General features: G+C 72.9%; 16 protein-coding genes. 9 read left to right on the top strand and 7 right to left on the bottom strand.

Going from position 1 to position 13478, the window contains the following annotated elements; genetic code table 11:
- Positions 1-50 precede the first annotated feature (50 nt).
- Positions 51-449 (top strand): YcxB family protein, encoded by a 399-nt coding sequence (locus AC0666_RS14625; protein ID WP_468967398.1) that lies wholly within the window; start codon positions 51-53, stop codon positions 447-449.
- Between the two features lie 9 nt (positions 450-458).
- Here the strand turns inward: AC0666_RS14625 and AC0666_RS14630 are convergent, their stop codons facing one another.
- Positions 459-650: a hypothetical protein gene (locus AC0666_RS14630; protein ID WP_356850189.1), complete on the bottom strand. Its 192-nt coding sequence runs from the start codon at positions 648-650 to the stop codon at positions 459-461.
- Positions 651-817: 167 nt separating this feature from the next.
- Positions 818-1522, bottom strand: coding sequence for an NADPH-dependent F420 reductase (npdG, locus tag AC0666_RS14635; RefSeq protein ID WP_468967403.1), 705 nt, complete (start codon positions 1520-1522; stop codon positions 818-820).
- Between the two features lie 93 nt (positions 1523-1615).
- Between npdG and AC0666_RS14640 the strand changes: the two genes are divergently transcribed.
- Positions 1616-2221, top strand: a complete 606-nt coding sequence (locus AC0666_RS14640; RefSeq protein ID WP_468967406.1) for a hypothetical protein — start codon at positions 1616-1618, stop codon at positions 2219-2221.
- A 52-nt stretch (positions 2222-2273) separates the two neighbouring features.
- On the opposite strand, the gene AC0666_RS14645 is transcribed toward AC0666_RS14640, so the two are convergent.
- Entirely contained in the window at positions 2274-2513 is a 240-nt protein-coding gene (locus AC0666_RS14645; protein WP_361718544.1) for a hypothetical protein, read from the bottom strand.
- An 81-nt stretch (positions 2514-2594) separates the two neighbouring features.
- Between AC0666_RS14645 and map the strand changes: the two genes are divergently transcribed.
- Positions 2595-3452 carry a type I methionyl aminopeptidase gene (gene map / locus AC0666_RS14650; RefSeq protein WP_356850195.1) on the top strand — a complete coding sequence of 286 codons (858 nt, stop codon included), beginning with the start codon at positions 2595-2597 and terminating at the stop codon, positions 3450-3452.
- A 102-nt stretch (positions 3453-3554) separates the two neighbouring features.
- On the top strand, positions 3555-4202 hold the full coding sequence (locus AC0666_RS14655) for a biliverdin-producing heme oxygenase (RefSeq protein WP_468967410.1): 648 nt from the start codon (positions 3555-3557) through the stop codon (positions 4200-4202).
- Between the two features lie 93 nt (positions 4203-4295).
- Here AC0666_RS14655 and AC0666_RS14660 read toward each other — a convergent pair whose 3' ends face one another.
- Positions 4296-5003, bottom strand: coding sequence for a PhzF family phenazine biosynthesis protein (locus tag AC0666_RS14660; protein WP_468967413.1), 708 nt, complete (start codon positions 5001-5003; stop codon positions 4296-4298).
- A gap of 228 nt (positions 5004-5231) precedes the next feature.
- Here AC0666_RS14660 and efeO point away from each other — a divergent pair, with 228 nt between their 5' ends.
- From efeO to efeU, 3 genes are read left to right on the top strand one after another with little or no spacing between them, the layout of a single operon-like run.
- The gene (gene efeO, locus AC0666_RS14665) at positions 5232-6380 is read left to right on the top strand and encodes an iron uptake system protein EfeO (RefSeq protein ID WP_468967416.1); all 1149 of its coding nucleotides are present in this window, start codon (positions 5232-5234) and stop codon (positions 6378-6380) included.
- A 26-nt stretch (positions 6381-6406) separates the two neighbouring features.
- Positions 6407-7705 (top strand): iron uptake transporter deferrochelatase/peroxidase subunit, encoded by a 1299-nt coding sequence (efeB, locus tag AC0666_RS14670; RefSeq protein WP_478707681.1) that lies wholly within the window; start codon positions 6407-6409, stop codon positions 7703-7705.
- Positions 7706-7732: 27 nt separating this feature from the next.
- Positions 7733-8596, top strand: coding sequence for an iron uptake transporter permease EfeU (efeU, locus tag AC0666_RS14675; protein WP_478707682.1), 864 nt, complete (start codon positions 7733-7735; stop codon positions 8594-8596).
- A 103-nt stretch (positions 8597-8699) separates the two neighbouring features.
- Here the strand turns inward: efeU and AC0666_RS14680 are convergent, their stop codons facing one another.
- The 3 genes from AC0666_RS14680 to AC0666_RS14690 are packed head-to-tail and all read right to left on the bottom strand — an operon-like array spanning position 8700 to position 10963.
- Complete coding sequence (locus AC0666_RS14680; RefSeq protein ID WP_478707683.1) at positions 8700-9278, bottom strand: GNAT family N-acetyltransferase; 579 nt, start codon at positions 9276-9278, stop codon at positions 8700-8702.
- Positions 9275-10165, bottom strand: coding sequence for a PhzF family phenazine biosynthesis protein (locus tag AC0666_RS14685; RefSeq protein WP_478707684.1), 891 nt, complete (start codon positions 10163-10165; stop codon positions 9275-9277). The genes AC0666_RS14680 and AC0666_RS14685 overlap by 4 nt, the downstream gene beginning before the upstream one ends.
- Before the next feature lie 36 nt (positions 10166-10201).
- The gene (locus AC0666_RS14690; RefSeq protein WP_468967430.1) at positions 10202-10963 is read right to left on the bottom strand and encodes an SDR family oxidoreductase; all 762 of its coding nucleotides are present in this window, start codon (positions 10961-10963) and stop codon (positions 10202-10204) included.
- Between the two features lie 117 nt (positions 10964-11080).
- Between AC0666_RS14690 and AC0666_RS14695 the strand changes: the two genes are divergently transcribed.
- Together AC0666_RS14695 and AC0666_RS14700 are read left to right on the top strand one after the other, a co-directional pair.
- Positions 11081-12418 (top strand): multidrug effflux MFS transporter, encoded by a 1338-nt coding sequence (locus tag AC0666_RS14695; RefSeq protein WP_468967433.1) that lies wholly within the window; start codon positions 11081-11083, stop codon positions 12416-12418.
- Between the two features lie 32 nt (positions 12419-12450).
- Positions 12451-13470 carry a small ribosomal subunit Rsm22 family protein gene (locus AC0666_RS14700; protein ID WP_478707685.1) on the top strand — a complete coding sequence of 340 codons (1020 nt, stop codon included), beginning with the start codon at positions 12451-12453 and terminating at the stop codon, positions 13468-13470.
- Positions 13471-13478 lie beyond the last annotated feature (8 nt).

Consider the following 13478-nt stretch of genomic DNA (forward strand, 5'->3'; position numbering starts at 1 on the left):
GTCCGGCGCTTCCAGTCGGGACGTGGCCCGGGCGCAGGGGGCTTCTCCTCATGCTGGCCGTGGGCCCGGCACTCGGGCCGGCCGTCTCGGAGTTCAAGGGCTTCGCGCCCCTCGCGACGGGCTTCGTGCTCGTCTCCGTCACCCTTGCCTCGCTGGTGGTCATCCCCCGCACCCTGGCCCGCCTCGGTCGGCAGCAGTACGAGGACACGCAGGGGTACGGGACCTGCCGCACGGTGGTCGGCGACGACGGTCTGACCACCACGGGCGGGGAGCTGTCCAGCAGCATCGAATGGCACGCGTTCCCGTGGTACTTCGAGACGGAGGAGCTCTTCGTCCTCACGACCCGGCGCACCCGCATGTACTTCGCACTGCCCAAGCGCGGCGCGCAGGACCCGTCCGACGTGGACCGGGTACGCGCCGTCCTCGACCGCAACCTGCGACGGCTGTAAGGGCCGCGGCTACGACGTGCGCGCGGAGCCGGCCGCCTTCCGGGCCTTCGCCTTGCGGATGTAGTACCAGGCCATGTTGGACGTGACCCCGGCCATCAGCACCCACACGATGCCCAGGAAGCTGCCCTCCACGAAAGCGACGACGGCGGCGGCCACGGACAGGGCACAGGCGACCAGGGCGAACACGGCAAGGCGGGGCATGGGGCACAGCTCCTCGGCGACACGGAACGGGGTCAAGCCCCTCCAGTGTCTCCCATCCCCCGCCGTGCCCCCGTAAAGGCCGGACGCCGGCGCCCTGCACGGCGGGCTTCGGGGGGCCGGGCAGGGCGGGGCGGGCGGGGCGGGGTCGCCGGGGGCCGGCCGGTGGGTCAGACGTCCGTGATGCGGAGGCCCGAGTGGGCCTTGTAGCGGCGGTTGGTGGAGATCAGGTTGGCCACCAGGGCCTCCACCTGGTGGGCGTTGCGGAGGCGGCCCGCGAAGACGCCGCGCATGCCCGGGATACGGGCCGCCAGGGCCTGGACGATGTCCGTGTCGGCGCGGGATTCGCCGAGGACCATCACGTCGGTGTCGATCTCCTCCACCGACTCGTCCTGGAGGAGGACCGCCGAGAGGTGGTGGAAGGCCGCCGTCACGCGGGAGTCCGGGAGCAGGGCCGCGGCCTGCTGAGCGGCGCTGCCCTCCTCGACCTGGAGGGCGTACGCACCCTGCTTGTCGAAGCCCAGCGGGTTGACGCAGTCCACCACGAGCTTGCCCGCGAGGTCCTCGCGGAGGGCTTCGAGGGTCTTGGCGTGGCCCTCCCACGGCACCGCGATGATCACGATGTCGCTGCGCCGCGCGCACTCGGCGTTGTCCGCGCCCTCCACGCCGAGTCCCAGTTCGTCGGCGGCGGTGCGGGCGCGCTCGGCGGCTCGGGAGCCGATGATCACCTTCTGGCCGGCCCGGGCGAGCCGGTAGGCCAGGCCCCGTCCCTGGTCACCGGTGCCGCCGAGGACGCCGACGACGAGCCCGGAGACGTCCGGCAGGTCCCACGGGTCCTTGGCGGCGGGCTTCTGAGTGCTGTCTGTGGAGGTCATGGGGGCGAGGGTAATGCCGGGACGCCGCGAGTCGAACAGTCCAAGAGGACGGAACCGCTCCTGTATGTCCGTTGCCTGGTGCAGGATGCCGGTATGGATGCCGTCAGGGTCGCGCTGCTGCGCGAGGTGCTCGCCGGTACGCAGTGGCCGGGAGCGGCGCGGCGGTTCGCCGGGGCGTTGCGGCGCTCCGTCGTTCCGGCCGGCGGGAAGCTGCTGCTGGTGGGGACCGAGCAGTACGAGCCGTGGCACCTGGCGGCGCACCTGGTGGACGAGGCCGCCTGGTGCGGGCTGCCGGAGCTGGCGCCCACGCTCGTACGCCATCACGTGCGGCCCGGGGAGCCGCCGCACCTCTCGGTGGGGCTGAGCCGGCTGGCGGCGGCCCGGCGCGGGCACGCGCTGCTGGTGGTGGCTCCGGAGCAGCCGGGGGCCGGGCTGCTGGAGCGGGTGCACGACGCCCGCCGCGCCGGGGCGACCGTACTGTCCCTGGACGGCGGTGATCCGGATCTGGCCGCGCTGGCGCACGAGGGTCTGTCGGTGCCGGCCGGCGTCGCGGAGCTGGACCTGGACACGGTGCAGCACCTGGTCAGCGCGGCGGCCGGGGAGAACAGCCTGCCGGTGCAGCGGGGGCCGCGGAGGCTGCGGGACCGGCTGGCGCGGCTGGCCGACCAGCTGACCGCCCCGCCGCCCAACCGCTGGTGACCGGCGGCTCCCCCTCCGCCTACCAGGGCTACGGCGCCTACCAGGGCTACGGCTACGGGGCGCTCGTGCCCTCGTCCTCCTCGCGGGACGCGTCGTTCCACTTGGGGTCGTTCTGCCATTCGAGGTTGCGCTCCTGGGCGGTCTCCATGGCGTGGGCGGCCTCCGCGGGCGTGGAGTACGGGCCGAAACGGTCCTTCGCCGGGCACTCGGGGCCTTCTTCGACCTTCTGGTGCACCAGGCAGTAGTACCACTCGCCCGGTTTGCCGGTCTGACGCTTCTTGAACAGGGCCATCGCCGTCAGGCTCCTCTCAGTGCCGCTCGCTGCGCTCTCTGCCGCCAGCCTGCCCCATCGCCGCTGGATACACTCGCTTGCATGTCTGGCCAGTCGCTGCTCGTACCAGGCGAGCTCTCTCCCGCCCGTTCCGTCCCCGGAAACATCCGCCGGCCCGAGTACGTGGGCAAGCCCGCGCCCACTCCGTACACCGGACCGGAGGTGCAGTCGGCCGAGACGATCGAGGCCATGCGCATCGCCGGCCGCATTGCCGCCCAGGCGATGGAGGAGGCCGCCAAGCTGATCGCCCCCGGGGTGACCACCGACGAGCTGGACCGGGTCGCGCACGAGTACATGTGCGACCACGGCGCCTACCCGTCGACGCTGGGCTACCGGGGCTTCCCGAAGTCGCTGTGCTCCTCGGTGAACGAGGTCATCTGCCACGGCATCCCCGACTCCACCGTCCTGCGCGACGGTGACATCGTGAACCTCGACGTCACCGCATACATCGGCGGCGTGCACGGCGACAACAACGCCACCTACCTGTGCGGGGACGTGGACGAGGAGTCGCGCCTGCTGGTGGAGCGCACCCGCGAGGCCCTGAACCGGGCCGTCAAGGCCGTCAAGCCGGGCCGCCAGATCAACGTCATCGGCCGGGTCATCGAGTCGTACGCCAAGCGCTTCGGCTACGGGGTGGTCCGGGACTTCACCGGGCACGGGATCAACTCGTCCTTCCACTCCGGCCTGATCATCCCGCACTACGACAGCCCGCACGCCACCACGGTGATCGAGCCGGGGATGACCTTCACGATCGAGCCGATGCTGACGCTGGGCACGCACGAGTACGACATGTGGGCGGACGGCTGGACGGTCGTCACGAAGGACCGCAAGCGCACCGCGCAGTTCGAGCACACCCTGGTGGTCACGGACACGGGCGCCGAGATCCTCACCCTGCCCTAGCGCCGCCCGGCGACGAGAAGTCGCCCCGCACGCGTTTTGCCGACAGCCTGTCGGGAACACATGGGCTGAGGGCCCAAGCCCATGTGCTCCCGGAGGTTCGCCTTGGACGCCTTTTCCACGGCCATCCGTGTCGCCTCGCACGAGCAGCACACCGAGGCCGAGACCTCGACGTTCATGAGCGACCTGCTCGGCGGCCGGCTCGGGGTCGCTGCGTACGCGCGCTACACCGAGCAGCTCTGGTTCGTGTACCGGGCGCTGGAGGACGGGGCCGACTCCCTGCGCGACGACCCGGTCGCGGGCCCCTTCATACGGCCCGAGCTGATGCGCCTCGCCGAGATCGAGCGCGATCTCGCGCACCTGCGCGGGCCGGGCTGGCGCCAGGGCCTGACGGCGCTGCCCGCGACCGGGGCGTACGCGGCCCGGGTCGCGCAGTGCGCCGCGACCTGGCCGGGCGGGTACGTGGCGCACCACTACACCCGCTACCTGGGCGACCTCTCCGGCGGCCAGATCATCCGGGACAAGGCGGAGCGGACCTGGGGCTTCGCGCGCAAGGGCGACGGCGTCCGGTTCTACGTCTTCGCGGACATCGCGAACCCGGCGGCCTTCAAGCGGTCCTACCGGGAGCTGCTGGACGCCATCGCCGCCGACGACCTGGAGAAGCAGCGCATCATCGAGGAGTGCAAGCGCGCCTTCGAGTACAACGGCGCCGTCTTCCGCGAGCTGGGCCGGGAGTTCCCGCTCAGCGCCTGAGCAGCCCCGGCCGGCCGGCGGGGGCCGCGTCCCGTGCGTCCACGGTCAACCGGGTACCCGTGCAAACGATCGACCGCGCCCGCGCGTACACGGTCAGCTCCGGGCGGAGCCGTCCCCGGTCCCCGCCCCGACGTCCGTCCGGGCCTGCGGCAGGGAGGCGAACCGCACCCGCCCGCCGATCTCGACCGTGCCGTCCGGGCCGGGGGCGGTGAGGATCTGGGAGCCCGCGCCCTGGGTGATGTTCAGGGCGCGGTTCAGCTGGGCCGTCAGCAGGATGGCCGCCGAGCCGGTGGCCTCGTCCTCGGCGACGATCCCGTCCGCGCGGCGCGGGAAGCCGCGGGCGCGGATCCGGCCCGCCGCCTCGTCCTCCCAGGCCCAGGCGTACAGCCAGCCCTCGCCGGGCGGCGGCGCCGGCAGCGCCTCGACCTCGGCGGGGCTCGCGTACTGCTCGGTGCGCTTGCCCTCGACCCATTCGGCGCGGGCGGTGATCCAGGTGAACTCCCCGTCGTCGCGCGCCCATACGGAGCCGGCGGGCGGCTGGAGCTCCTCGATGTCCAGCAGCCAGGCGAGCCCGACCAGGGGGTGGCCCGCGAAGGACATGCGCGTACCGGGGGTGCGGATGTCCACGATCCCGCGCTCGGGATCGTCAACGAACACCGTCTCGCTGTAGCCGAGCTCCGCGGCGAGGGCCTGGCGGGCCTCGTCGCCGGGGCAGGTCCGGCCGTCGCGCACGACGCCGAGCAGGTTGCCGTGGCTGCCGTCACCCGCGCAGAAGACCTTGAGCACATCGAGATCGTTCACCCGGGCATTCAAGCACGGCCCCCGGACTTGACCAGTGCTTTACCTTTCCATGGGGTGGACCTGGAGGGGCCGTGACGGGCCCGTGTCCGCCGGTCGTAGGTGTGTGCTGAATCACTGGACGCGCGGGCATGGGTCAGGTAAGCCTCGGTTAAGTTAGGTCCGCCTCACCGACCGCCCCTCCTGATCGGGGCGGTCGTCTGCCGAACGCCAGACCCGCCAGGAGCCCACATGCGCCCCGCCCGCCTCACCGTCCTCACCGCGGCCGCCGCGGTGGCCGCGCTCACCGCCGTCACCGGATGCGCCGAGAAGAGCGGTGCGGGCAGCGAAGCCGTCAAGGTCGCCGCCTCGGACAGCGCGTGCGAGGTCTCCAAGACGGAATTCCCCGCGGGCAAGGTCACCATCGACGTCGAGAACAAGGGCGCGAAGGTCACCGAGGTCTACGTCCTCTTCCCGGACGACCGGATCGTCGCCGAGCGCGAGAACATCGGCCCCGGCACCAAGGCCTCCATCACCGCCGAGATCAAGGCGGGCGAGTACGAGATCGCCTGCAAGCCCGGCATGAAGGGCGACGGCATACGCCAGAAGGTCAAGGCGACCGGCAGCGGCGGCACCGAGAAGCGCAGCCCCGAGCTGGACGCGGCCGTCGCCGAGTACCGCAAGTACGTGCAGGCGCAGGCCGACGAGTCGCTGCCCGTGACCAAGGCGTTCGTCGACGCGGTCAAGGCCGGTGACGTCGAGGCCGCGAAGAGGGCCTACGCCCCCTCGCGCATCGGCTGGGAGCGCACCGAGCCGGTCGCCGAGTCCTTCGGCGACATCGACCCGAAGATCGACGTCCGCGAGGACGGCCTGGAGGCCGGCCAGGACCCGGCGAAGGACTGGACCGGCTGGCACCGCCTGGAGAAGGCGCTGTGGGCCGAGAACAAGATCGGCGACGAGGAGAAGAAGCTCGCCGACCAGCTGATGACCGACGTCACCGAGTGGCAGAAGAAGATCGGTACGGCGGAGATCACCCCGACCTCCATGGCGAACGGCGCCAAGGAGCTCCTGGACGAGGTCGCCAGCGGCAAGGTGACCGGCGAGGAAGAGCGCTACAGCCACACCGACCTCGTCGACTTCAAGGCCAACGTCGAGGGCGCGCAGAAGGCGTACGAGCTGCTGAAGCCCGTCACCACCAAGAACGACCCGGCGCTGGCCACCGAGCTCGACAAGCAGTTCGCCGCGATGAACACGCTGCTCGACAAGTACCGCGCCGACAAGAACACCTACGAGTTCGCGTCGTACGAGACCGTCGGCCAGGACCAGCGCAAGGAGCTGTCCGACGCCGTCAGCGCCCTCGGTGAGCCGCTGTCCAAGCTCGCCGCCGCCGTCGCCAAGTAACGCATCGCGTAGCAGGGGTACCCGCCATGTCCGAAGACACCAGCACGACCACCGAGGCCGCGTCCGCGCCCGCCGCCGAGGCGGGGGCCGCCGCCGGGCCCTCCCGCCGGTCCCTGCTCGGCTGGGGAGGCGCCGGGCTCGCCCTCGGCGCCGCCGCGGCGGGCGGCACGGTCGCCGCGCTCACCTCCGCCACGGACCCGGTGCCGGCCGCGCTCAGCGGCGCCGCGGTGCCCTTCCACGGCGTCCACCAGGCCGGTATCGCCTCGGCCGTCCAGGACCGGCTGCACTTCGCCGCGTTCGACGTGAAGACCAAGGACCGGGCCGAGCTCGTACAGCTCCTCAAGGACTGGACCCGGGCCGCCGAGCGGATGACCGCGGGCCTGCCGGTCGGCGAGGGCGCCGTCGGCGGCCTCCCCGAGGCCCCGCCGGACGACACCGGCGAGGCGCTCGGCCTCAAGGCGTCCCGGCTGACCCTGACGATCGGCTTCGGCCCCTCGCTCTTCGCCAAGGACCGCTTCGGCCTGGAGGACCGGCGCCCGGAGGCCCTGGTCGACCTGGAGCTGTTCCCCGGCGACAACCTGGACCCGGCGCGCAGCGGCGGCGACCTCTGCGTGCAGGCCTGCGCGGACGACCCGCAGGTCGCGGTGCACGCGATCCGCCAGCTCGCCCGCATCGGCTTCGGCAAGACGGCGGTGCGCTGGTCGCAGCTCGGCTTCGGCAAGACCTCCTCGACCACCCCGGACGAGCAGACCCCGCGCAACATGATGGGGTTCAAGGACGGCACCCGGAACATCTCCGGCACCGACACCGCCGCGCTCGACAAGCACGTGTGGGTGTCCGACGAGGCCAAGGGCGGCTCGGCCTGGATGGCCGGCGGCTCCTACCTGGTCGCCCGCCGGATCCGGATGAACATCGAGATCTGGGACCGCACTCCGCTCCAGGAGCAGGAGGACATCTTCGGCCGGGACAAGGCCGAGGGCGCGCCGGTCGGCAAGTCCAAGGAGCGCGACGAGCCGTTCCTGAAGGCGATGAAGCCGGAGGCGCACGTCCGCCTCGCACACCCGGACAGCAACAACGGCGCGACGATCCTGCGCCGCGGCTACTCCTTCACCGACGGCACGGACGGACTGGGCCGGCTCGACGCGGGCCTGTTCTTCCTGGCCTACCAGCGGGACGTCCGCAAGGGCTTCATCCCGATCCAGCGCAACCTGGCCAAGAGCGACGTGCTCAACGAGTACATCCAGCACGTGGGTTCGGCCGTCTTCGCCGTTCCGCCGGGCGTCCGCGACAAGGACGACTGGTGGGGCCGGGCGCTGTTCGCGTAGTTCCGCAGGACGAAGGAGGGAACCGACGTGTTCAGCAATTATCTGATCGGCCTGCGCGAGGGGCTGGAGGCCAGCCTGGTCGTCTGCATCCTCATCGCGTACCTGGTGAAGACCGGCAACAAGGACAAGCTGGCGCCGCTGTGGCTCGGCGTCGGCCTCGCGGCCGCGCTCAGCCTCGCCTTCGGCGCGGCGCTCGAATTCGGCACCTCGGAGCTGACGTTCCAGGCCCAGGAGGCGATCGGCGGCAGCCTGTCGATCGTGTCGGTCGGCCTGGTGACGTGGATGGTCTTCTGGATGAAGCGCACCGCGCGCCATCTGAAGAGCGAGCTGCACGGCAAGCTCGACGCGGCGCTCGCCATGGGCACGGGCGCCCTGGTGACCACGGCGTTCCTCGCCGTCGGCCGGGAGGGCCTGGAGACCTCGCTGTTCGTGTGGCGGTCGGTGCACGCCGCCGGTGACGGTGCGGGGCCGCTGGTGGGCGTGCTGCTGGGCATCGGCTCGTCGATCCTGCTGGGCTGGCTGTTCTACCGCGGCGCGCTGAAGATCAACCTGTCGAAGTTCTTCACCTGGACCGGCGGAATGCTGATCGTGGTGGCCGCGGGCGTGCTCGCGTACGGGGTCCACGACCTCCAGGAGGCCGAGTTCCTGCCCGGCCTCATGAACAAGGCCTTCGACGTCAGCGCGGCGATCCCGCCGGACAGCTGGTACGGGACCCTGCTGAAGGGCACCTTCAACTTCCAGCCGGATCCGACCTGGCTCCAGGTCGCGGTGTGGGCGCTCTACCTCGTCCCGACCGTGCTGCTCTTCCTCGGCCTGCAGCGGTTCGCCGGCAAGGCCCCCGCGCCGGCCACGGCGGCGGGCGTACCGGCGGAGGCCGAGCCCAAGGCCTGAGCACCAGCCGCAGCGCTCCACGCCGCGGGGCCCGGACCGATCCCCCCGGTCCGGGCCCCGCGGGCGTTCCAGGCCGTCACCACAGGCGGTCGACCATCACCCGTCACCACAAGCGGTCGACCAGGCCCGGATACAGCGCGATCCGTGCCCCCGCGAAGGCGGACACCTCGCCGTCCCGCAGATCGGCCATGACCTGCTTGTCGAAGCCGGGGGCGTCGGTGGCCAGCGGCTCCTCGGGCGTCCCGCCCACCAGCACGGCCCCCGGCAGCGGGACGAACCCGGCCGCCTCGTAGAAGGGGACCAGCGGCCGGTCGCAGCTGAACAGCACCAGGTCGACGGCCGGATCGGCGGCCAGCGCCGTCCGCGCGGCAGCCACCAGGACGCCCCCGTACCCCCGGCCGCGCGCGTCGTCCCGGGTCACCACCGCGCTCAGCCCGGCCGCCCGGTAGGTCCGCCCCGCGTGCCGGATCTCTTTGAACAGCAGCGCCAGCGAGGCCGCCACCGCCCCGGCCCCGTCCAGCAGCACCATGGCCCGCGGGGCGAGCGCAGGGTCGTGGCCGGGGGTGGCGCCGGGCCAGGCCTTCGCCTCCAGGGCGGCGATCTGCGCGGCCAGCGGCGGCGGCAGCGCGGCCTCCTCGTAGGCGAGCACCGCGGTCCCCGGCGGCGTCCCGCCGCGGCTCATCCGATGCGAACGGCCCGGCCGCCCACCCGCACCCGCGGGTCACCGGCCCGCAGTTCCACCGTGAGCACCCCGGGCCGGCCCATGTCCTCGCCCTGGTGCAGGGTGAGCACCGCTTCCTCGGGCACCAGGCCCAGCTCCCGGGCGTACGCCCCGAACGCGGCGGCGGCCGCCCCCGTGGCGGGGTCCTCGACGACCCCTCCGACCGGGAAGGGGTCGCGTACGTCGAAGAGGGCCGGGCCCGCCCGGTGCACGAGCTGGACCGTGGTCAGGTCCAGGCGCCGCATCAGCGCCTCCAGCCGGGCGAAGTCGTACGCGAGGTCGGCGAGCCGGGCCCGGCTGCCGGCGCCGAGCACCAGGTGGCGGGCCCCGGCGTAGGCGATCCGGGGCGGGAACCGCGGGTCCAGGTCGGCCGCCGGCCAGTCGAGGGCGGCCAGCGCCTCGGCCAGGTCCGCCGGGTCGATGTCCTCGGTGTGCGGCTCGACGCTGGTCAGCACGGCCCGCAGGCCCTCCTCGGAGGCGGTCACCGAGACGGGGACCGTGCCCGCGGGGGTCGCGAAGACGAACTCCCCGGGGCCGAGCCGCTCCGCCAGCGCGACGGCGGTGGCCACGGTGGCGTGCCCGCAGAAGGACACCTCGGCCTTGGGGCTGAAGAAGCGCAGCGTGAAGGCCCGGCCCGGGGCCCCGCCGAGGCCCCCGGTCGCGGGCGGGGCGGTCAGGAACGCCGTCTCGCTGTAGCCGAGCTCCGCGGCGATCTCCAGCATCCGGCTGTCGTCCAGTCCGCTCGCGTCGAGCACGACCCCGGCGGGGTTGCCGCCCGAGGGGTCGCCGGAGAACGCGGTGTAGCGCAGTACCTCGGCCGTCAGAGCGGCCGTCGCCTCAGTCGTCATGATCGGCTCAACTGCGCCCTGCCCCGCGCCATTCCCTCAGCCGCGCCCGATGTACGGCATGGCCGTGGCCATCACGGTGGCGAACTGCACGTTCGCCTCCAGCGGCAGCTCCGCCATGTGCAGCACCGTCCGCGCCACGTCGGCCGCGTCCATCACCGGTTCCACCGCGAGCTGCCCGTTGGCCTGGAGGATCCCGGTCTGCATCCGCTCGGTCATCTCGGTGGCCGCGTTGCCGATGTCGATCTGGCCGCACGCGATCCGGTACGGCCGCCCGTCCAGCGACAGGGACTTCGTCAGGCCCGTCACGGCGTGCTTGGTGGCCGTGTAGGCGATCGAGTTCGGCCGCGGCACGTGCGCGGAGATCGAGCCGTTGTTGATGATGCGGCCGCCCTGCGGGTCCTGCTCCTTCATCTGCCGGAAGGCCGCCTGCGCGCACAGGAACGCCCCGGTCAGGTTGACGTCGACCACCGAGCGCCATGCCTCGTAGCCGAGGTCCTCCAGCGGGACTCCGGACGGGCCGAAGGTGCCGGCGTTGTTGAAGAGGAGGTCGAGACGGCCGTGGCGCTCGCGGACCGCGGCGAAGAGGGCGTCCACGTCGTCCGGGTCGCTCACGTCCGCCCGTACGCAGAAGACGTCCGCGTCGGGCCCGGCCGCCCGGGCCGTCTCCTCCAGCGGTTCGATGCGGCGGCCGGCCACGGCCACCGACCAGCCGGCCCCCGCGAGGGTGAGGGCCACGGAGCGGCCGATGCCCGATCCGGCCCCGGTCACGACGGCGGTCTTCTTCCCAGGTGCGTTCATGGGGCCGCAGAGTACGTCACCTCCGCCATTCGCCCACGGACGTTCCGATAGCTGAGAGCATGGGTCGGCCGGGGTACGAAAAGACGACGAAATGCCTGACGAACAGACAGGAGTCCCATGTCGGAGAGAGGCCCTTCGACGGCCCCCTCGCACGAGCCGTCCCCCGAGACACCCTCCGGGACGTCCTCCGCTCCGGACACCGCTTCCGCCTCCGCGACCACGGCGCGCCGCACCGGACTGCTCGTCACCTTCATACTGGGCGGGCTCAGCGCCCTGCCACCCCTGTCGATGGACATGTACCTGCCGGCCCTGCCGCAGGTCACCAACGCGCTGCACAGCCCGGCCGCCACCATCCAGCTCACCCTCACCGCCTGCCTCGCCGGCATGGCGGTGGGCCAGCTCGTCATCGGCCCCATGAGCGACAAGTGGGGCCGGCGCAGACCGCTGCTGACCGGCATGGCCGTCTACGTCCTCGCCACCGCCATCTGCGCCCTCGCCCCGACCGCCGAGCTGCTGATCGCCTTCCGGCTGCTCCAGGGCCTGGCCGGATCGGCCGCCATCGTCATCGCCCGGGCCGTCGTCCGCGATCTGTACGACGGCGTCGAGATGGCCCGTTTCTTCTCCACCCTCATGCTGATCTCCGGCGCGGCCCCGATCATCGCCCCGCTCATCGGCGGCCAGGTCCTGCGGTTCGCAGACTGGCGCGGGGTGTTCGTCGTCCTCACCGCCGTCGGGCTCGTCCTGACCCTCGTGGTGGGGCGCAGCCTCGGCGAGACCCTGCCGCCCGGGCGCCGGCACACCGGAGGCGTGGGCTCCGCGCTGCGGACCATGCGGGGCCTGCTCGCCGACCGGGTCTTCGCCGGGTACACCCTGGCCGGCGGCTTCGCCTTCGCGGCGCTGTTCTCGTACATCTCCGCCTCGCCGTTCGTGGTGCAGGAGATCTACGGAGCCTCGCCGCAGGCCTTCAGTCTGCTGTTCGGCCTGAACTCGGTCGGCTTGATCGCCGCCGGGCAGGTCAACGGCAAGCTGCTGGTCGGCCGGGTCAGCCTCGACAAGGTGCTGGCCGGCGGACTCGCGGTGATCACGGCCGCCTCGGTGGGCCTGCTGCTGATGGCGTCCGGGGTGTTCGGGAAGGTGGGGCTGGTCCCGATCGCGGCCGGGCTCTTCGTGCTGATGTCGGCGATGGGCGTGGTCCTGCCGAACACCAACGCGCTGGCCCTGATGCGCACCCCGCACGCGGCGGGCTCGGCCTCGGCCCTGCTCGGCACCTCCTCCTTCCTGATCGGGGCCGTGGCCTCGCCGCTGGTCGGCATCGCGGGCGAGGGGACGGCCGTGCCGATGGCGGTGGTGCAGCTGGTGTGCTCTCTGCTGGCGGCGGGCTGCTTCGCGGGGATGTGCCGCCCCTGGCGGCACCGCGGGTCCGCGGCCACGGCGGCCGGCCCGGCGCAGGCGTGAACCGGGCGTCCCCCGCGCCGTAAACTTCGGTGGTGAACACCTCCGCCTCGGCCTCTGCCCCCACCACCGCCGACACCCTCCGCTCCGCGCTGGGCGGACTGCTCGACGGGCTCCCGCCGAAGCAGGCCGCGGCCGCCGTCGAGCGGCTGATCGCCAATTACCGCGGCCAGACCCCCACCGACGCCCCCGTCCTGCGGGACCGCTCGGACGTGGCGGCGTACGCGGCGTACCGGATGCCCGCCACCTTCGAGGCGGTACGGGCCGCCCTGGACGGGCTCGCCGAGGCCGCTCCGGGCTGGGTGCCGGGCTCCCACGTCGACGTGGGCGGCGGTACCGGCGCGGCGACCTGGGCGGTGGACGCCACCTGGGACGGCCCGCGGACCACCGCGGTGCTGGACTGGGCCGAACCCGCGCTCGCGCTCGGCCGGGAGCTGGCCGCCTCCTCTCCCTCGGCGGTGCTGCGCGGCGCCGAGTGGCGCCGGGCCGTCATCGGAGCCGGGTTGGCGCTTCCCGAGGCGGACCTCGTCACCGTCTCGTACGTGCTGGGCGAGCTGACCCCCGAGGCGCGCCGGGCGGTGGTCGCGGAGGCGGCCCGCGCCGGACAGGCGGTGGTCCTGATCGAGCCGGGCACGCCCGAGGGGTACCTGCGCATACGGGAGGCCCGGGAGCAGCTGATCGGGGCCGGGCTGCGGGTCGCGGCGCCCTGCCCGCACGACGGCACCTGCCCGATCGAGGTCGGGCGGGACTGGTGCCATTTCTCGGCGCGGGTGAGCCGGTCCTCGCTGCACCGCCAGGTCAAGGGCGGCTCCCTCCCGTACGAGGACGAGAAGTTCAGCTATGTGGCGGCGACCCGCTTCCCGGTGGAGCCGGCTCCCTTCCGGATCACGCGGAAGCCGCAGATCCGGAAGGGGCTCGTCCTGCTGGACCTGTGCGGTCCCTCGGAGGGTCCTTCGGCGGGGCTGACCCGGGCCACCGTGACCAAGCGCCACGGTGACCTCTACAAGGCGGCGCGGGACGCCGACTGGGGCCGGGAGTGGCCGCCGGGCAGCTGACCCGGCGC

The organism is Streptomyces sp. NPDC043680 (assembly GCF_056436685.1).